This window comes from Rhodococcus sp. C26F, assembly GCF_053345925.1.
The window spans coordinates 88727-106017 of the sequence record NZ_JBKFBA010000015.1 but is presented as its reverse complement, the minus strand read 5'-3'; the positions used below and the strand labels follow the sequence as shown (position 1 = coordinate 106017).

Genomic DNA, 17291 nt, shown 5'->3' with positions numbered 1-17291 from the left:
CGTCGTCGTGAGGCGGAGTAGTTGTGGAGGAATGACGTCCACAACCGGTACGACCACTGTCGCCGCCTACGCCGCCGCCGCGCCCGATGCGCCCCTGTCGAAGACCACCGTCGAACGACGTGCCCTCGGTCCGCTCGACGTACTCATCGCCATCGAGTTCGCCGGCATCTGCCATTCCGATATCCACACCGCCCGGAACGAATGGGGCGGAACCAAATACCCGATCGTGCCGGGTCACGAGATCGTAGGCACCGTCGCCGCCGTCGGTTCCGATGTCACGGAACACGCCGTCGGAGACCGCGTCGGCGTGGGCTGCTTCGTGAACTCCTGTGGCGAATGTGATCCCTGCCGAACAGGATTCGAACAGCACTGCACCAATCGGGTGACGGGGACCTACAACTCCGTCGACCGCGACGGCACCGTCACCCAGGGCGGCTACTCCACGCACATCGTCGTCACCGAACACTTCGTCCTGAGGATTCCCGACGGACTCGACCCGGCCGCCACGGCACCTCTGCTGTGCGCGGGAATCACCCTGTACTCGCCGCTGAAGCGGTGGAATGCGGGACCGGGCAGCAAGGTCGCGATCATCGGCATGGGCGGCCTCGGGCACGTCGGTGTGAAGATCGCTGCAGCGATGGGCGCGGAGGTGACCGTGCTCGGCCACTCGCTGTCGAAGCGGGACGACGGCCTGCGATTCGGGGCGGTCGACTACCGATCCACCGAGGACGAGTCGACCTTCAAGGAGTTGCGCGGGAAGTTCGACCTGATCCTCAACACCGTCTCGGTCAACCTCGACCTCGACCGCTACCTGTCGTTGCTGCGGCTGCACGGCACCCTCGTCGGCCTCGGCCTGCCCGAGAAGCCGCTGTCGGTGCGGGCGTTCTCGCTCGCGATGAACGATCGTGCGATGGCCGGATCGAACGTCGGCGGCATCCCCGACACGCAGGAGATGCTCGACTTCTGCGCAGAGCACGGCATCGGGGCGGAGATCGAGCTGATCTCCGCGGACCGTATCGACGAGGCATACGACCGTGTGGTTGCCAGTGACGTGCGCTATCGGTTCGTGATCGACGCTTCGACGTTCTGAGCGTGTCGACGNTCGACTACGTCAGAAGTTGTCGCCGAGCTGCTCGCGGAGCTGCGCGAGGGTCTTCGTGAGCAGACGCGACACGTGCATCTGCGAGACACCCACGCGCTCGGCGATCTGCGTCTGCGTCATGTTGCCGAAGAAGCGCAGCAGGACGACCGTGCGTTCGCGCGCCGGAAGGGCCTCGAGCAGCGGCCGCAGCGCCTCGTGGTTCTCGACCTCGTCGAGCGCGGCGTCGTAGTCGCCGAGGGTGTCGGCGAGGGTGAGCCCGTCGTCGCCGGACGGAGACGACCGGTCCACCGACACCGTCTGGTAGGCGTTGCCGGCCACGAGACCCTGCAGCACCTCCTCCTGATCGATGCCGAGTTCCTCGGCGAGCTCGGAGGCGGTGGGCGCGCGTCCGAGTCGCTGGGAGAGCTCGGAGGTGGCCTTGCTCAGGGACAGATGCAGTTCCTTCATGCGCCTCGGCACACGAACGGCCCAGCCGGCGTCACGGAAGTGCCGGCGCACCTCACCCATGATCGTGGGGACCGCGAAGGAGACGAAATCCGAGCCGCGTTCGGGGTCGAACCGGTCGACCGCGTTGACCAGGCCCAGTCGCGCGACCTGCAGCAGATCCTCGAAGGCCTCACCGCGTCCGTCGAAACGACGGGCGATGTGCTCGGCGAGCGGAAGGCACCGCTCGACCACTTCGTCGCGGATGCGGATGCGACCGGGGTCGCCCTCCTCGAGTGCGAGGAGTGTTCTCAGCGTTTCGGTGACGTCGGCGTACTCGTCGCTCGACCTACCCGTGTTGCGCGTCACCGATCGGCGCTGCCTTCGGCGATGGCCATGTCGATCGTGGCACGCGAGTCGTCGCTCGTCACCGAGATGGACTCGGTCAGCGAGTTGAGCACGTGCCATCCGAAGGAGCGCGGCTGCCCGATCGCGGAGGCGTCGTTCGTCGGTGCCGAGAGGCTGATGTGCAGCAGCGGAAGGGCGGCCCGGAAGGAGCACGCCAGAACCGCGTCCTCGGGAGCGCCCATGATCAGCCGCGTGGCCGCTTCGTCGACGGCGAGCTTCACGTCCGCCACGGTGTCGAGGTCGAAGTCGTGCTGCAGCGCGATCGCGGCGGCTACCGCTCGGAGCACTGCGAGCTGATCGGGATGGGCCTCTACTCGAAGTTCGACTACCGGGGGATTGTGGTCGCGTGCCGATTCGATCGACGCGGATTTTGCCATGAGCCTGATGTCTCCAGTACGGGGAGTGGGGGTACGAGCGGGTCGTGTCTGTCTGGTCGTCGGAGAGATTACCCAGATACCGCGAATTCAATCCATCCGCCGTGACCTGGGCAGGGGTCCGCAACATGCCCGAAATGCACGATCGACGTGTTGAGTGCCCGTGGTTCGTGGACTACTGTTGCGGCAGAAGGTTGAGCACACAGCCGAGAACACGGAAGCACCCCCGTTTCGGGAGGGTTCCGATCGGTCACCGGTTGTGCCTGTCTCGTAGGTCGTGCTTCCTGCAATTTTCGATGTTGGGAAGTGCTATGACAGTTCCTCAGCGAATTGCCGCACAGGTAGATTCCGTCCCATCCGGGTGGTCGGCTCGGCCGATCAGGTCCGACATTCCCGCAGAACGGGCCGTCGGCGCGGAATTCAGTGCGCAGAAGATCGAACCGGACCTCGTCTGGATCGACGTGCGAGGCGAGATCGACATCCGCAACGCACACGCTCTCCACGCGTTCACCCATCGGCAGCTCGAAGAATCGATCCGTATGGTCGTCGATCTCGGAGCAGTCGAATTCTTCGGTGCGGCCGGGTTGTCGGTCTTCGACGATCTCGACGAACGTGCGCGTGCCCTGAACGTCCGCTGGGCTCTTCTGAGTGGGCGGCCCGTGGAACGGTTGCTCCGCGTCGCCGATGAGGCCATCGCCGCCAAGGCCTGCAAGACACGTGAAGCGGCGCTCGCTGCGGTCGCTCCTGTGACCTAGAAGGATCGGGAGAGTCGACCACACGGCGTGGTACGCAATCCGCCACGCCCCTCCATACCGTTGCCGTTCGGGTTTCCCGGGCGGCAACGGTTCGTTCGGGGCCGCCTCCGATCCACCGACCGGCCCGACCTGCCCGTTTCGTCACTTCGACGCGGGGGAACCCGCTGGTGAACCCGAGGAGGTCGAGATGAGCACGAACGACTGGATTCTGCTGGTGATAGCGGTGGTCGTCGCGTTGGTGGTGCTGGCCGTGCTGGTGTGGACGCTTCGCAACCGGCGTGCCGAGCGACGGCGTGCCGAAGCCGAACGTCTGCGTCGCAGCGTCGAGGAGAACAGGCCGGGAGTCGAACAACGGGCCGCGTCGGCCGAACGCACCGAAGCGGAGGCCCGCCGCGCCGCGGCGGAAGCCGAAGCCAAGGCGGCCGAGGCGGAGCGGCTGCGCGCCCGCTCCGAAGACGAACGTCGTACCGCCGAAGCTGCGCGCACCGAACTCGACGAGCGTCGCCGCCGTGCGGAGGAGCTGGATCCCCGTTCGTCGGAGCGTGCCGATCGCGGTGACCACCGCGGGGATTCGGCTTCGGGAACGGCAGGTTCGCCGACGTCGAACTCGGTGCCCGGCGGCGAGGGCCGCATCGGCGATGTCGGCGGGGCGGGTGCGCACCGGAACGATCAGGACTTCCGTCCCTGATCGTTCCGGTGCATGTGCCGAGTTCGACGGGCGCTACTGCACACCGGTCCGTGCGGTCCGGTGTGCAGTACGCCGGACCGGCACGCACCGTTCGTAGGCGCGAAGGGTGTCCTCCGCCACGCGATTCCAGGTGTACCGAGCGAGCACGCGGTCGCGTCCGGCGATACCGAAGGTGGCGCGTGTCGTCGCATCGGAGAGGAGCCGGCGCGCGGCTGCCGCGACGGCCTCCGGGGAGCGGGTGGGCACGAGAAGACCGGTGGCGTCGTCGAGCACGGTGTCGAGCATTCCTCCGGAGGCGGTTGCGATGATGGGGCGACCACACGACATCGCCTGCAGGGCCAACATCCCCGACGGATCGTGCCAGGGGGTGGAGACCACGACGTCGGCGGACAGGAGCAGACCGGGCATCACGTCCCGCCCCACGTCGCGTCGGATCCGGACGCGTCCCTGCACACCGCGTACGCGTGCGAGCTTCACGAGACGGGACTTCTCCTGCTCGTCGGATCGGCGCGACAGGTACGGGGGAGCGGGATACGCGGCGATGACGAGTTCGGTATCGGGAAGGCCCGCCAGCGCTTCGATGGCGATGTCGAATCCGGAGCTCGGTTCGAGAGGACCGGCTGTGAGCAGACGATGCTTGCGGGTCCTCGTGGTGTCGGGAGCGGCGGCGGTGCTGTAGTGCGCGGCATCCACTCCGCTCGGCACCACCGTGGTCCGCGTGCGGGGGAGGCCCATGCGCGCCAGTTCGAACACCTCGTCGGAACTCGTCGCGATCATGCGCGTCGCGCCTCGGGCGATGAGTCGCTCCAAGCGGATTCGGTCGCGCGCGGATGCGTCCATCGCCGTCTTCTCCCGGATGCGGTGCTCGACCGTGCCGAGGGAGTGGAAGGTCTGAACCGTGGGGATGCCCAGCGAGCGGGTGGCGAGCTGCGTGGCCAGTCCGGACAGCCAGTAGTGGGCGTGGGTGATGTCCGGTGGCCGCTGGCGCCACTCCCGATCCAGGAAGCTCCCGAATTCCCCCATCGCAGAGGCGGTTTCGTCGGGACGCAGCGGGGACGGTGGTCCTGCCGGTACCTGCACCACCTCGTATCCACCGGGGGCGGAGATCCGGTCGGGGCCGTCGCGGTCCTCGCGGCGTGTGTAGACCACCACCTCGTGACCGGCCCCGGCGAGGGCGGAGGACAGTTCGGCCAGGTGGACGTGCAGTCCTTGCGGCGGCGCATCTGCGTGCGCGCCGTGACCGAGCAGGGGATTCACTTGTCCGGCAACCATCGCGATCTTCACCACAGCGGTATTCCCGTGTGTGGTGGGGGATAAACCGGTCACGGCGCGCCGGTACGAACCGAAATACGCTGCTGTCCCACCTGTTCGTTCGTGTGGGGTCGGTGGCTCCGGCCGCACAGGGCCGGGACGACCGGTCCCGGATCAGATGATGGCGCGGGCGGAGATGGTGGCGTAGACGACCATCAGCACCAGCAGTACCCATCCTGCGCCCTGCCAGATCGGCCAACGACCGCCGCGCTTCCACGTGCGGTAGGCCGTCAGCAGTGCGCCGAGTCCGCCGAGCAGGAGCACGAGTGTGGGTCCGAAGACCAGGATCTGGCGGGCGGGATCGGTGCACACCGCGAATGCGGCGTCGCTGCAGTCCTGTCCGGAGTTCGTGCCCCAGAGGATGGCGACGCCCATCACCACGAGCGCAGCGACGATTACGCCTCCTGCGTAAACGGTGGCCTTACGGGCCGTGCGGGGGTCGTTCCAACGTTTCTCCACATCCTGGGTCATGGCTCTCCTCACGTCGAAGGGCGCACGTGCGCAGCGACCGGCGCGGCGCCGAACGCGACTCCCCCTTCGGGTACCCCGGAGCGGGTCGCTCAATCGGGGAGGGGAGCGGGTCGCTCAATCGGGGAGGGGAGCGGGTCGCTCAATCGGGGAGGGGAGCGGGTCGCTCGATCGGGGAGGGGAGCGGGTCGCGCGATCGGATTCGTTGGTGCACAGTGAGGAACAGGTGATCGAAACGGCCGCGGAACTCTTCGAGGATCCCGGGGGTGGTCGAGATCTCGTGTACGAGCCGTTCGGCGAGTGCACGCAGCTTGACGTTCGTCTCCTGGGAACGCCACACCAGGATCTCGAACGCGCGCTCGGCCGGGATCGTGTACGCCAGCATGAGAGCACCCTTGGCCTGTTCGATGACGGCGCGGGCGTCCGCCAGTGAGCCCATCGCGGCGTCGACCGCTGCCCGCAGGTCCTCCTCGAGAGCGTCGGTCAGGTCGAGATAGAACCCCGACGTGCCGAGAACCGTGCCGTCCTCGTCCACGATGCGATCGCCGATCACGACGACATGTCTGATCGTGCCTCGGGTGTCGACGATCCGGTGCCGGCTGCTGAACGGTTCACCCGTGGTACGGACGGAGGTGAGAAGGGTCGTGATGTCCTCCCTGTCGTCGGGGTGTTTGTGCCGGAGGACGAGCTCGGTCGTGGGCTCGACGGTGCCCGGTTCGTAGCCGTGTATCCGGGCGACGGAAGCCGACCATTCCCACGAATCGTCGGTCGACAGGTATCGGAAGCTGCCGACGTGCCGGGAGACGTCGTCGGCGAGGATCCGGCTCAACGCTTCATCGGTGGGCGAATCGGTCATAAGAATGATTATGCCGGTACTCCCACACGATGTTTCACACCCCGGATGTACGGATGAGAGATGGTGCGTCCGTTACGACCGGATCATGTTCCTCGGTGCGTTTGTTCGGTTTCCGTCTCGGGTACTGCTACCCGGCCGGACGGTCCGGCGTGTGGGACGGATCGAGGTGAGATCGTGCGATTGTTGAGTCTCGTGGTCCTGGTCTGGTTGATCATCGGTGCGGTGGCGGCCGGTCAGCGCGGCTACTTCAGCGACTCGGACCAGAACTGCAGCAGTCTCGCGACGGTGGCGGTTACGGTGGTGGCCGGGCCGCTCAACTATGCGGGCGTCAATCCCGAGGTCGAGTGCGAGGTGCCGCAGCCGAGTCAGTAGGTCTGCTTTCTCTTCGGGTCTGCAGCTCTTCGAGGTTCGGGGCACGCGGGTCCCTCTCCGGTACACGCCGGAGANCCCGCGGCCCGGCTTTCGGTGACCTAGCTTTCGGTGGTCCAGCTTTCGGAGGCCGCGACGTGCGCACCCGAGGTGGCCCGCAGGTCCTCGAGGAAGGTGCGCGACCAGCGGGCGACGTCGTGCTCCATGACGTGCGCGTGCATGGTCTTCATGCGCCTCTTCCGTTCGGCGGGGTCCTCCTCGATCGCCTCCACGATCGCGCGCTTGACGCCTTCGAGATCATGCGGGTTGACGAGGAGGGCTCGGCGGAGTTCCGCTGCCGCCCCGGCGAATTCGCTGAGTACCAGCGAACCGCTGCCGTCGCCGTGGCAGGCGACGTACTCCTTGGCGACGAGGTTCATGCCGTCGCGCAGGGGAGTGACCAGCATGACGTCGGCGCCCGTGTACATCGCGAGCAGTTCGTCGCGGTCGACCGAGGCGTGGAGGTAGTGGACGACAGGGGAACCGAGCCGGGCGAACTCGCCGTTGATCCGCCCGACTTCGCGCTCCACCTGGTCGCGGAGTTGTGCGTACGCCGTCAACCGCTCACGACTCGGCGTCGCCAACTGCACCATCACGACCTTCTCGGGATCGAGGGTGCCTTCGGCGAACAGCTCGTGCAGAGCCTCGAGGCGTACGTCGATTCCCTTGGTGTAGTCGAGACGGTCGACGCCGAGCAGCATGACCTCCGGATCGCCCAGATCCCTGCGGATCTCGGCAGCGCGTTCTCGAATATCCTTGTCTCCGGAACGTTCCCGGAGCTGCGCGGAGTCGATGGAGATCGGGTAGGCGTCGACGCGGACCTGCCGGTCGCCGAGATCGATGGTGCCGCCGGACGAGGTCCCCCGCGGTGCCGGGAGTCCGAAGAGCCGGTTGGCGAGGTAGACGAAGTTCTGCGCCCCGCCGGGGAGATGGAAACCGACGAGATCGGCACCGAGCAGACCGTCGACGATCGCCTTCCGCCAGGGCAACTGCAGGAAGAGTTCGGTGGGCGGGAAAGGGATGTGGAGGAAGAAGCCGATGGTGACGTCGGGCCGGAGCTCGCGCAGCATCCGGGGAACGAGCTGGAGCTGGTAGTCGTGCACCCACACCGTCGCCCCGGGGGCGGCGGCGCGGGCCGCGGCCTCGGCGAATCGCTTGTTGACCGCGCGGTAGGTCTGCCACCAGCGGCGATCGAAGGTAGGTGGGATGAGCGCGTCGTGATAGAGCGGCCACAGAGTGTCGTTCGAGAAACCCTCGTAGTACTCCTCGACCTCCTGGGCGGACAGCTCCACCGGATACAGCGAGAGCCCGTCCTCCTCGAAAGGATCGACCGTCACGTCGGGAGTGCCGGGCCAGCCGACCCAGGCGCCGCTGTTGGACCTCAGGACGGTCTCCATCGCGGTCACCAGACCACCGGGGCTGCGTCGCCAGACCGGCGGGCCGCCGTCGGCCGGCGTCTCCATATCCACCGGCAGACGGTTGGCGACCACGACGAAATCGTCGGAGTTCGGCTCGTTCATATTCCCGCCTTCGTGCAACCGCCTTACGGCGAACCAATCCCACATGTTCGAAATCGACTGCTTCTTGTTATCAAGGCGGGTAGGGGGCCGCAAACCGCGAGCGCCGCTGCGGGCCTTCGACCAGCAGTTCTTCGGGAGATCAGCTCTCGCTCGGCACGGGAGCGGCCGAGTTGTCGAACATTTCGTCGATACGCTTCTTGATCTCCGCGGTGCTGAATCGAACGCCCTGGTGGAGGGACGCGGAGGGGAAGACGGTGGCGCCGGAAACGGGGCTCTGCTCGAGCATCGTCGAGGTCCTTTCGGAAAACAGCTGGATACAGACCGGAACCTCTGCGGTCGCGGTCGGTGAATTGACGAGGGCGGGCCTGCGGCGTGCGCCGCCCGAACAGTTCAGCTCGCGGGGTTCGCCGCGAAGAGATCGATGAGCGCCTTGCAGAACGCCGGCAGGTCGCCCGGGTTGCGGCTCGAGACGAGGTTGCGATCGACGACCACCTCCTGATCGACGACGTTTCCGCCGGCGTTGCGGATGTCGGTACGAACGCTCGGGTACGACGTGAGGGTGCGGTCGCGCACCACGTCGGCCTCGACGAGCGTCCACGGTCCGTGGCAGATCACGCCGACCGGGCGCCCGGAGGTGACGAACTCCCGCACGAACCACACGGCCTTGTCGTCCTGGCGCAGCTGATCGGGATTCGTGGTTCCGCCGGGAAGCACCAGGCCGTCGAAGTCGCCGGGGGAGACCTCCGAGACGAGGTGGTCGACGGTGTACTTCCCTGCGGCGTTGACGTCCTTCTCCATGGCCTGGATCTCGCCCTGCTCGATCGAGACGAGTCGGACGGTGGCGCCCTCGTCCTCGAGAGCCTTACGCGGCTCGACGAGCTCGACCTCCTCGACTCCGTTCGTCGCGAGAATTGCGACGGTCAGTCCGGACAGTCGTGCCCCATCGGCGGAATTCATGTTCGTGTGTCCTTTCTCGGCTGCTGTCAGAACTACCCGGCTCGGGTGGGTGTGAAACGCGGGCTCTCACGCCTTTTCCACCCTCGGCGTCACCTGGGGGAGAGGTTGCCGGTCGCGGGCCCCTCCAGCAGAGTGCCGTCGGCAGTGAATCGGGAGCCGTGCAGCGGGCAGTCCCACGACGACTCCGCGTCGTTCCACCGCAGGATTCCGCCGAGGTGCGGGCAGACCGCGCTCACGCGGTGCGTCCGGCCGTCGACCGTGGACACGCCGACGGGACGTCCGCAACTGCGTACCACCCGTCCCTGTCCTTCTTCCGGCTCCGATCCGGAGGACGTCGCGGCCTGCAACCAGCCCTTGGCCATGTGCAATGCGACGGTGGCATTGAGTTTGGCTGCGGTGGGAGTGCCGGTCACCAGTTCGGTGCGCCATGCCGCCATGGCGGGCGCCCACGCCTCGACCTCGGGATCCGGCGACTCCGAGAACCGGGACGCGATGATGTGGGCCGCCGCGACCCCGCCGGTCATGCCCCACTTGCCGAAGCCGGTCGCCACCCAGATCCGGTCGGCGCCGGGCAGGACGGGCCCGACCTCGGGGAGGCTGTCCATGTTCGTGTAGTCCTGCGCCGACCAGCGGTACAGCTCGTGGGCGCCGGGGAAGGTCCGTTGACTCCACCGCAGCAGGTCGTCGTAGGCGGAGCGGGTCGAATCGTGCCGGCCGACGACATGCCCGTTGCCGCCGACGAGCAGCAGTCGGTCGGCCGACGAGGACGTTCCCGTCGCGGAGGCGGTGCGGACCGAGCGGGTGGGACTGTCGGCGGACAGGAACATCCCCTCCGGAGGCCCACCGGGCACCTCGACGGCGATGGAGTACGAGCGGTCGGGTTCCACCCTGGCGAAGAATGCGCCACGGTCGAGGATGGGGATGCCGGTCGCGAGTACCACCCGGTCTGCACGGATGTCGCCGTCGTCGGTACGGACGATGCATCCTGCGTCCTCGGTGTCCACGGTCTTCACGCGACGCCCGACGAACACCTCGGCGCCGGCCGTGCGTGCCCGGTCGACCGCCGTGAACAGGATGGGCATGGGATCGACCTGCACCTGGTCGGGGATCGTGACCGCCGCGGCCACGCCGAAGGGCAGCGGGATCTCGCCGACCCGTTCGGCCGGCAGTCCGGCGGCGCGGCAGTGGTGGTACTCCGCGTCGATCATGCCGACGTTCGACGGGTCCTGCGCATAGGTATAGGCGTCCGCACGGTCGAAGTCGAGTCCGTGCCGCGTGCAGAAGTCGACCACCCACCGTTGCGCCGCGAGGGTGCCGTCGACGTATCCCTGACGGATCGCACCGGAATGTCTGCGGCCGATCTGCGACAGGCGCGTGCCCTGGAGGACGCTGACCTTACCGGTGGTGTTTCCGGTGGTCACTGCCCCGATGTCCCGGGCTTCGACCACCGCGACGCGCAGTCCCCGCTCGGCGAGGAGCAGGGCGGTCACGGTGCCCGTGATCCCGGCGCCGACGACCACGACGTCGTAGCGCTCCCGGCGGGCCGTCCAGTCGTCGTACGTCGCAGTCCGGTCGGACATCGCGGTCCGCGAGGCGCGATCCCGCCAGAGGGACACCGTGGTCTCGGTAGGCATACGCGCTGGTTACCCTCCCCGACCAGGTCGGTAAACGGGTCCTGTGGGAGGGCGCAGCGCCCGACTTTGCCGGTTCGTTACCCGAAACCGGGTGTTTCGATTCCGGACAAGCGTGGGTAAACCGCAGTACCACGCCTCGTAAGACGAAAGAAATCAACCGGTTTCGTGGGGTGATCCACGGGAGGTTCCAGTGCTGTCTTCGGAGATCGACGATTTCGGTGGATGTGAAGGCGTCAGCCGCACCCACCGAGGCGGTAGCGTGCGCTCCCGAGTCGTTCGGGGCGCGGTGCGCGCACTCGCGAAGCCGGTCGTCGGGGCATGGATGGCCCGGCCGGACCTCGCGTGGCCACTGTCGATCGTCGACGGCGCTGCGTCCCTGCTCCCCAAGCCCTCCGGAGCGCAGTACGTGGACGTCGACCTGGGCACGTGCAGCGCCGAGTGGATCCGCGCGGAAGGACGATCGACCAAGCGCGCGGTGCTGTATCTCCACGGCGGCGCTTTCCTGATGTGCGGACTGAACACTCACCGTTCGCTCGCCGTGAGCCTGTCGGATCGCGCCGACGGCGCGGTTCTCAGCGTCGACTACCGGATGCTGCCGAACGCTCCGATCGCGCACGCGGTGGACGACGCGGTACGCGGCTACGAGTGGTTGTGCGAGAAGGGCTATCGCGGAGAGGACATCGTCATCGCAGGCGACTCCGCCGGTGGATACCTGTCGTTCATGACGGCCCTGGCCATCGCGGAATCCGACCTGCCCCGCCCGGCCGGAATCGTCGCGCTGTCGCCGCTCGTCGACCTCGATTCGGATCGTCGCGCCGAACACGACATGCAGGCGGCCTGCCCCATGTTCCCCGGATCGGCCGTGCAGTCGCTCGTGCGCTACATCGAGGGCACCCATACCCGCCTGACGGTCGACGGGGAGCCCGGACCGCTGATGTGCCCGCTGGACAACGACCTCAGTGTGCTCCCGCCCGTGATGATCCACGCCGGTCACGACGAATTGCTGCGCAGCGACGCCGAATCCATGGCCCGGGCCGTCCGGGAGGCCGGCGTGAGCTGCGACCTGCACCTGTGGCGACACCAGGTGCACGCGTTCCCGATCTTCGCCGACAGTCTTCCCGAGAGTCGGCGTGCGATCGCCGAGGCCGGCAGGTTCGTGCAGTCCGTGACGGATACGGCCGGTCGCGCGGAAGGGTCCGTCGTGATGCCGATCTCCGGCTACGTCTCGAATTCCGCAGTGGCCTGAGAACCGCAGTGGCCTGGGAAGTGCAGTGGCCTGAGAGCTGCAGTGTCTGAGAATCGCAGGGCCTGAGTATCTTTCACAGTCGGGGCCGCNCCGAGCGGGATCCGATCCTACTGCTGCGAACTGTCCGAGTGGGCGAACTCCAGAGTGCCGAGATCGGCCTCCGCCACCTCGAAAGGCATCGTCAGCACGGTCGCGGTCGCCCATCCCTGGCACACGAGAACGGCGTCGCTGTCGTTGGATTCGTCGAGTTCGACCGCCCGGAAGGTGATCGGCAGGGCGCGGGAGATGTCGCCGTCGTCCTCGACCTCCCCGATCTCTGCTTGAACGGCGCCGAACTCCGCCAGCGGAGCGCTCCGCAATCCACGCAACTCGTGGACGGGTATGTCGGGGATGTTGACGTTGAGAACCGCACCCGGACGGCTGTTTTCGATCGCCCAGTCGAGAGCTCGACGTGCCACCAGTTCGGCGGTCTCCCATTGCGAGGGAGCGGTGCCGTTGAGCGAGAAAGCAACTGCGCGAGCGCCGTGGCTGGCAGCGGTCAGCGCCGCACCGACCGTGCCCGAGTGCAGGATCGCGTGACCGGTGTTGGGGCCCAGGTTGATTCCGGACAACACGATGTCCGGTGCCGTCCCGAACGCGCCGTACGAGGCGAGGAAGGTGATCAGCGCCGGAGAGGCCTCCACCGCATAGGATTCCACCTCGGGCAGGTCGTCGATCGGGCGACGGCTGAGCAGGAGTTTTCCCTCGTCCTGGAGTGCGGTCAACGATGCGCTCGCGCCGCTGCGCTCGACATGGGGCGCCGCGACCTGCACGTCGAATCCCGCCTCGACGGCGAGGCGGGCGAGCAGAGCGAGACCGGGGCTGTCGATGCCGTCGTCGTTGACGATCAGTGCTTTCATGAACGCTTCCCCTTCACCTTCCGGACCTCCACCTTCTCGGCCATCTTCTCCACCGCGCCACGATGCCCCGTCGCCAGACCGCGGCGCGTGACGTTGACCGCACCTGCTGCGGCGCCGAGACGCAGCGCGTCCTCGAACTTCGCGCCCGCGGCGTAGGCCGACGCGATGCCGGCGGTCATCGAGTCACCGGCACCGTGGTGGTCCACCGTCTGCACCGAGGGCGCCTCCACCTCCCAGATGGTTCCGTTGTCCAGTGCGATCGCCGGATCGCCGGCGCGGGAGATCACCACCGAAGCGGCGCCTTCGTCGTGGAGACGGTGCATTGCCTCGATGAGATCGTCGAGATCCTCGGACTTCGCGCGACCGTCCTCGATGAGATCCTCGTGGCTCACCTTCAGCACGGTCACCCCGCCTTCGAGGGCCGCACCGAGAGTGGGGCCGGACAGGTCGGCGACGACCGGGATACCGAGGGCTCCCAGATCCGAGCACAGCCGCGTGTACACCTCCGTCGGCACGGCGTCGTCGCAGTGCGGTCCGCCCAGCATCGCGACCTTCGCGCACATCGCCGACGCCAGCGACGCGCTGAACAGATCGTCGGTCTCGTGCCGGGTGAGCGCCGGCGGGTCGATCTCCACGATCTCCTTCCGTTCGCCCTCGCGACGGTCGTGGATGTAGGAACCGTTGGGTGACGCGGTCTCCACGGCATGCACCGTCACGCCTTCGCGGTTCATCATGTCGACGAGGATCGTGCCGGACTCGCCGCCGAACGGTCCGCACAGATGCACGTCCATTCCCAGGGTCGCCGCCATGCGGCCGATCCAGAATCCCTGCCCGCCGGGATGGACGTGCAGCTCGGTGCTTCCGTCGGGTGCCTTCTCGAGGGTCACCGTGAGGAGCGGGGACGGCGCGAAGACGAAGGCGTACGGGTTGGAGGAGGGGGTGTTCTCGGCTTCCATGCCCGCCCGGATACCCCCTCCGAACAGCGATGACACCCGGCGTCGTGTGACACCTGCGGTAGCGGGGTATGCGTCTGCCGCAAGCGAACTGTCGTCCAGAGGATGAGGAGCGGGCATGGCCAGGATCGCGACGATCGAGACTTCGGTGGCACCGGCGCGCGTATGGGAGATCCTCGCCGACGGCTGGCGGTACGCGGCATGGGTGGTGGGTGCGTCCCGCATCCGGGCCGTCGACCCGGCCTGGCCGCAACGGGACACCCGGATCCATCATTCGGTGGGTCTGTGGCCTCTCCTGCTCGACGACCACACCGAGGTCAGCGAGGTGGTGCCCGAACGGCAACTGGTGCTGCGCGCACGTGCCTGGCTGTTCGGCAAGGCCGAGATCGCGATCTCGCTCGAACCCACCCACGACGGCGGCACCCGCATCACGATGGCCGAACACGTCGTCGAAGGACCGTACGCCCTCGTCCCCGATCGCGTACAGGAGGAAATGGTGTTGCCACGGAACCAGGAATGCCTGAGACGGCTGGTGCTGCTCGCCGAAGGCGCCACCGAATGAGCGACGCGACGGTCGATGCGGTCGTCATCGGCGCCGGACCCAATGGTCTGACCGCCGCCGCGGTGCTCGCCGACGCCGGATGGGACGTCCTCGTACTGGAGGAACAACCCGAACCCGGTGGAGCGGTGCGCAGCGCAGAACTTCACCCGGGATACTGCGCCGATCTGTTCAGCGCGTTCTATCCGCTCGGTGTGGCCTCACCGGCCTTCCAGGCCCTCGATCTCGCGTCGCACGGCCTCCGCTGGGCGCGTTCCCCGAAGGCCTTCGGTCACCCGCTGGGCCCCGACGACGAGGACGCGATCGTCGTCTCTCCGGATCCGACCGACACGGCGGCCGACCTCGAGCGTCGCTACGTCGGTGACGGGGAAGCGTGGCTGGCGCTGTTCGACCAGTGGAAGCAGGTACGCGGCGCGCTTCTCGAACTGCTCCTCGGTCCGTTCCCGCCTGTCCGGGGTTCCGTGGACCTGCTGCGCACCATGAAGACGGGAGATCTGCTGCGCTACGCGCGCATGCTCGCGCTGCCCGTCACCCGGATGTCGTCCGAGTTGTTCGGCGGTTCGGCGGCGCGGCTGCTGCTCCTGGGCAACGCCATGCATGCCGACACACCGCCCGAGGCGCCCGGCAGCGGCGTCATGGGCTACATGCTCACGATGCTCGCGCAGGACGTCGGGTTCCCCGCGCCGGTCGGCGGAGCGGGAGCGCTCACCGACGCGCTGGTCCGGCGCGGCGCCTCGGCGGGCGCCCAGCTGCGGTGCGACTCGCCGGTCGTCGGCGTGGAGGTGCAGGGCGGGAAGGTCTCCGCAGTCCGGACCGCCGGCGGCGAACGGGTGAAGGTGCGACGCGCCGTCCTCGCCGACACCTCGGCCCCGGCCCTGTACACGCGGCTCCTCCCGGCCGACGCCGTCGGGTCGCGGGTCCTCGACGACCTGCGCAAGTTCGAATGGGACACCCCGGTCGTGAAGGTGAACTACGCGCTCGACGGCCGCGTGCCGTGGCGTTCGCCCTCGTTGAGCGGGGCCGGCACGGTGCACGTCGGTGCCGATACGGACGCGATGATCCGGTGGTCGGCCGATCTGTCCACCGGGGTCGTCCCCGAGTCGCCCTTCCTGCTCTTCGGGCAGATGACCACCACCGACACGACGCGGTCGCCCGAGGGAACCGAAAGCTGCTGGGCCTACACACATCTGCCGCGGGGCATCACCGACGACGCGTCCGCCGACCACCTCGCCGAACGCGTCGACGCGCAACTCGAGGCCTACGCACCGGGTTTCGGCGCACGCGTGGTCGGCCGGCACGTCCAGCGGCCCGGCGACCTCGAAGCGGCCGACGCAAATCTCGTCGGCGGCGCCGTCAACGGTGGAACCGCGCAGGTCCACCAGCAGTTGTTCCTGCGGCCCACTCCCGGTTTCGGCGGACCGCGAACCCCGGTCGAAGGGGTGTATCTCGCCAGCTCGGGTGCGCATCCGGGCGGGGGAGTCCACGGCATGGGCGGCTGGAACGCCGCTCACGCCGCACTCGCGGACGGCAAACGCACCGCTCCGGTGACCCGACGCGTGCGAAATGCCGCTCGCCGGCTGCTGTTCTCGTGACCGCTGGGCCTCCCACGCTGAACGGTGGCGTGTTTCACACGGAAGTCGCGCGGGTATCCGCCCGCGAACGGACGGATCCGGGTCTTCGGCCCGGGGTGGTGGAGATGCCGTCGAACTCGAGATACCGAGGTGGTGTGACGTGACAGCTTCCCTGGCGCTGGACGGATCGGATTCGCCGCGGGTATGGCGTCTTCCGGGGGTGTACCGCCCCCAGGAGGATTCGTATCTGCTCGCAGGCGCGCTTGCGGACGCAGGCGGTACGAAGGGTGCGAAGGTGCTCGACTTCTGCACCGGGACAGGATTTCTGGCGGTGAACGCCGCCATGCTCGGTGCTTCGTCGGTGACGGCCTTCGACATCAACCCGCGAGCGGTGTTCAGCGCCCGCGTCAACGCGTGGTCGCGCCGGCTGCCGATCCGTGCCCGGCAGGGAGGCCTGGACGAGGCGTTGCGCCACGGTCCGTTCGACATCGTGTTGTCGAATCCGCCGTACGTTCCGTGCGACGGGGAGAACCGCGACCCGCGCTGGGATGCCGGCGCCGACGGCCGCTGCGTGCTCGATCCGTTGTGCGACAGCCTGCCCACCCTGCTCACGCCCGGCGGATTCGCGCTGATCGTGCACTCCGAGTTCACCGGTGTGGAGGCGACACTGTCCCGGCTGCGCGACGCGGACCTCAAGGCATCCGTCGTCGCCCGCAGCCGTATCCCCTTCGGACCGGTCCTTCGCAGCCGCACGGACTATCTGTACTCGTCGCAGCTGGCGGAGCCGGGGGCACTGACCGAGGAGGTGGTCGTCGTTCGCGCCGACCGCCCCCGCGCGAGGAGTTGAGAATGTGAGCAGGGCACCGAAGATCACGCAGCTCACCGCCGACGGAGAGTGCGAAGCACGGGTCGTGCGGCAGGTGAGGGGCGGTCCCACCCTCGTCGAGGGCCCGGTGCGGATCGTCGAGGACGACGGCGCCGAGACGGTCTCGGACCGTTTCGTGGTGGCCGTGTGCCGGTGTCACCGCAGCGCTCTGTACCCCCTCTGCGACACCAGCCATCGCGCACTCCGTACGCCGAAGGCGGCGCGCACCGACACCTAGTCACCGAACGAACCTGCCGGTCCGGGCCGGTCCCTGCACAGGGGCCGGCCCGGACG

20 protein-coding genes are annotated in these 17291 nt (G+C 67.9%); 9 read left to right on the top strand and 11 right to left on the bottom strand.

Annotation, left to right across the window (positions count from 1 at the left end):
* Positions 1-31 precede the first annotated feature (31 nt).
* The gene (locus ACLBYD_RS17120; protein WP_447817354.1) at positions 32-1090 is read left to right on the top strand and encodes an NAD(P)-dependent alcohol dehydrogenase; all 1059 of its coding nucleotides are present in this window, start codon (positions 32-34) and stop codon (positions 1088-1090) included.
* A 21-nt stretch (positions 1091-1111) separates the two neighbouring features.
* Here the strand turns inward: ACLBYD_RS17120 and ACLBYD_RS17115 are convergent, their stop codons facing one another.
* Positions 1112-1894 (bottom strand): SigB/SigF/SigG family RNA polymerase sigma factor, encoded by a 783-nt coding sequence (locus tag ACLBYD_RS17115; RefSeq protein ID WP_060650629.1) that lies wholly within the window; start codon positions 1892-1894, stop codon positions 1112-1114.
* Positions 1891-2310: an ATP-binding protein gene (locus tag ACLBYD_RS17110; RefSeq protein ID WP_447817353.1), complete on the bottom strand. Its 420-nt coding sequence runs from the start codon at positions 2308-2310 to the stop codon at positions 1891-1893. The genes ACLBYD_RS17115 and ACLBYD_RS17110 overlap by 4 nt, the downstream gene beginning before the upstream one ends.
* A 308-nt stretch (positions 2311-2618) precedes the next feature.
* Here ACLBYD_RS17110 and ACLBYD_RS17105 point away from each other — a divergent pair, with 308 nt between their 5' ends.
* Together ACLBYD_RS17105 and ACLBYD_RS17100 are read left to right on the top strand one after the other, a co-directional pair.
* On the top strand, positions 2619-3062 hold the full coding sequence (locus tag ACLBYD_RS17105) for an STAS domain-containing protein (RefSeq protein WP_060650630.1): 444 nt from the start codon (positions 2619-2621) through the stop codon (positions 3060-3062).
* A 187-nt stretch (positions 3063-3249) separates the two neighbouring features.
* Positions 3250-3750 (top strand): hypothetical protein, encoded by a 501-nt coding sequence (locus tag ACLBYD_RS17100; protein ID WP_447817352.1) that lies wholly within the window; start codon positions 3250-3252, stop codon positions 3748-3750.
* 33 nt (positions 3751-3783) lie between these two features.
* Here ACLBYD_RS17100 and ACLBYD_RS17095 read toward each other — a convergent pair whose 3' ends face one another.
* From ACLBYD_RS17095 to ACLBYD_RS17085, 3 genes are all read right to left on the bottom strand, one after another.
* Positions 3784-5037: a glycosyltransferase gene (locus ACLBYD_RS17095; protein ID WP_447817366.1), complete on the bottom strand. Its 1254-nt coding sequence runs from the start codon at positions 5035-5037 to the stop codon at positions 3784-3786.
* A gap of 138 nt (positions 5038-5175) precedes the next feature.
* On the bottom strand, positions 5176-5532 hold the full coding sequence (locus tag ACLBYD_RS17090; protein ID WP_447817351.1) for a hypothetical protein: 357 nt from the start codon (positions 5530-5532) through the stop codon (positions 5176-5178).
* A 139-nt stretch (positions 5533-5671) separates the two neighbouring features.
* The gene (locus ACLBYD_RS17085) at positions 5672-6385 is read right to left on the bottom strand and encodes a PAS and ANTAR domain-containing protein (RefSeq protein ID WP_447817350.1); all 714 of its coding nucleotides are present in this window, start codon (positions 6383-6385) and stop codon (positions 5672-5674) included.
* Positions 6386-6556: 171 nt separating this feature from the next.
* Between ACLBYD_RS17085 and ACLBYD_RS17080 the strand changes: the two genes are divergently transcribed.
* Entirely contained in the window at positions 6557-6757 is a 201-nt protein-coding gene (locus ACLBYD_RS17080; RefSeq protein WP_060650863.1) for a hypothetical protein, read from the top strand.
* Positions 6758-6855: 98 nt separating this feature from the next.
* Here ACLBYD_RS17080 and ACLBYD_RS17075 read toward each other — a convergent pair whose 3' ends face one another.
* From ACLBYD_RS17075 to ACLBYD_RS17060, 4 genes are all read right to left on the bottom strand, one after another.
* Complete coding sequence (locus tag ACLBYD_RS17075; protein ID WP_447817349.1) at positions 6856-8313, bottom strand: alpha,alpha-trehalose-phosphate synthase (UDP-forming); 1458 nt, start codon at positions 8311-8313, stop codon at positions 6856-6858.
* Positions 8314-8452: 139 nt separating this feature from the next.
* Positions 8453-8599 (bottom strand): hypothetical protein, encoded by a 147-nt coding sequence (locus tag ACLBYD_RS17070; RefSeq protein ID WP_447817348.1) that lies wholly within the window; start codon positions 8597-8599, stop codon positions 8453-8455.
* A gap of 104 nt (positions 8600-8703) precedes the next feature.
* Positions 8704-9270: a type 1 glutamine amidotransferase domain-containing protein gene (locus tag ACLBYD_RS17065; RefSeq protein WP_447817347.1), complete on the bottom strand. Its 567-nt coding sequence runs from the start codon at positions 9268-9270 to the stop codon at positions 8704-8706.
* Between the two features lie 89 nt (positions 9271-9359).
* Positions 9360-10904, bottom strand: a complete 1545-nt coding sequence (locus ACLBYD_RS17060) for an FAD-dependent oxidoreductase (protein ID WP_447817346.1) — start codon at positions 10902-10904, stop codon at positions 9360-9362.
* A 259-nt stretch (positions 10905-11163) separates the two neighbouring features.
* Here ACLBYD_RS17060 and ACLBYD_RS17055 point away from each other — a divergent pair, with 259 nt between their 5' ends.
* Positions 11164-12150, top strand: a complete 987-nt coding sequence (locus tag ACLBYD_RS17055) for an alpha/beta hydrolase (RefSeq protein WP_447817345.1) — start codon at positions 11164-11166, stop codon at positions 12148-12150.
* 107 nt (positions 12151-12257) lie between these two features.
* Here ACLBYD_RS17055 and surE read toward each other — a convergent pair whose 3' ends face one another.
* Together surE and ACLBYD_RS17045 are read right to left on the bottom strand one after the other, a co-directional pair.
* Positions 12258-13049, bottom strand: coding sequence for a 5'/3'-nucleotidase SurE (gene surE, locus ACLBYD_RS17050; RefSeq protein WP_447817344.1), 792 nt, complete (start codon positions 13047-13049; stop codon positions 12258-12260).
* The gene (locus tag ACLBYD_RS17045; protein ID WP_447817343.1) at positions 13046-14005 is read right to left on the bottom strand and encodes a 1-phosphofructokinase family hexose kinase; all 960 of its coding nucleotides are present in this window, start codon (positions 14003-14005) and stop codon (positions 13046-13048) included. Before ACLBYD_RS17045 ends, surE begins: the two co-directional genes overlap by 4 nt.
* A gap of 115 nt (positions 14006-14120) precedes the next feature.
* Between ACLBYD_RS17045 and ACLBYD_RS17040 the strand changes: the two genes are divergently transcribed.
* The 4 genes from ACLBYD_RS17040 to ACLBYD_RS17025 all read left to right on the top strand — a co-directional run bounded on the left by ACLBYD_RS17040 (position 14121) and on the right by ACLBYD_RS17025 (position 17235).
* Entirely contained in the window at positions 14121-14564 is a 444-nt protein-coding gene (locus ACLBYD_RS17040) for an SRPBCC family protein (RefSeq protein WP_006553563.1), read from the top strand.
* Positions 14561-16153 carry a phytoene desaturase family protein gene (locus ACLBYD_RS17035; RefSeq protein WP_447817342.1) on the top strand — a complete coding sequence of 531 codons (1593 nt, stop codon included), beginning with the start codon at positions 14561-14563 and terminating at the stop codon, positions 16151-16153. The genes ACLBYD_RS17040 and ACLBYD_RS17035 overlap by 4 nt, the downstream gene beginning before the upstream one ends.
* Before the next feature lie 199 nt (positions 16154-16352).
* Complete coding sequence (locus ACLBYD_RS17030; protein ID WP_447817365.1) at positions 16353-16979, top strand: HemK2/MTQ2 family protein methyltransferase; 627 nt, start codon at positions 16353-16355, stop codon at positions 16977-16979.
* 4 nt (positions 16980-16983) lie between these two features.
* On the top strand, positions 16984-17235 hold the full coding sequence (locus tag ACLBYD_RS17025; RefSeq protein WP_447817341.1) for a CDGSH iron-sulfur domain-containing protein: 252 nt from the start codon (positions 16984-16986) through the stop codon (positions 17233-17235).
* Positions 17236-17291 lie beyond the last annotated feature (56 nt).

What these genes read in the sequence shown, in the direction of transcription:
- ACLBYD_RS17100 (WP_447817352.1), top strand. Translation starts at nt 3,250, where the DNA reads ATGAGCACGAACGACTGGATTCTGCTGGTGATAGCGGTGGTCGTCGCG.
- ACLBYD_RS17040 (WP_006553563.1), top strand. Translation starts at nt 14,121, where the DNA reads ATGGCCAGGATCGCGACGATCGAGACTTCGGTGGCACCGGCGCGCGTA.
- ACLBYD_RS17105 (WP_060650630.1), top strand. Translation starts at nt 2,619, where the DNA reads ATGACAGTTCCTCAGCGAATTGCCGCACAGGTAGATTCCGTCCCATCC.
- ACLBYD_RS17075 (WP_447817349.1), bottom strand. Translation starts at nt 8,313, where the DNA reads ATGAACGAGCCGAACTCCGACGATTTCGTCGTGGTCGCCAACCGTCTG.
- ACLBYD_RS17035 (WP_447817342.1), top strand. Translation starts at nt 14,561, where the DNA reads ATGAGCGACGCGACGGTCGATGCGGTCGTCATCGGCGCCGGACCCAAT.
- ACLBYD_RS17065 (WP_447817347.1), bottom strand. Translation starts at nt 9,270, where the DNA reads ATGAATTCCGCCGATGGGGCACGACTGTCCGGACTGACCGTCGCAATT.
- surE (WP_447817344.1), bottom strand. Translation starts at nt 13,049, where the DNA reads ATGAAAGCACTGATCGTCAACGACGACGGCATCGACAGCCCCGGTCTC.
- ACLBYD_RS17085 (WP_447817350.1), bottom strand. Translation starts at nt 6,385, where the DNA reads ATGACCGATTCGCCCACCGATGAAGCGTTGAGCCGGATCCTCGCCGAC.
- ACLBYD_RS17060 (WP_447817346.1), bottom strand. Translation starts at nt 10,904, where the DNA reads ATGCCTACCGAGACCACGGTGTCCCTCTGGCGGGATCGCGCCTCGCGG.
- ACLBYD_RS17090 (WP_447817351.1), bottom strand. Translation starts at nt 5,532, where the DNA reads ATGACCCAGGATGTGGAGAAACGTTGGAACGACCCCCGCACGGCCCGT.
- ACLBYD_RS17070 (WP_447817348.1), bottom strand. Translation starts at nt 8,599, where the DNA reads ATGCTCGAGCAGAGCCCCGTTTCCGGCGCCACCGTCTTCCCCTCCGCG.
- ACLBYD_RS17110 (WP_447817353.1), bottom strand. Translation starts at nt 2,310, where the DNA reads ATGGCAAAATCCGCGTCGATCGAATCGGCACGCGACCACAATCCCCCG.
- ACLBYD_RS17045 (WP_447817343.1), bottom strand. Translation starts at nt 14,005, where the DNA reads ATGGAAGCCGAGAACACCCCCTCCTCCAACCCGTACGCCTTCGTCTTC.
- ACLBYD_RS17120 (WP_447817354.1), top strand. Translation starts at nt 32, where the DNA reads ATGACGTCCACAACCGGTACGACCACTGTCGCCGCCTACGCCGCCGCC.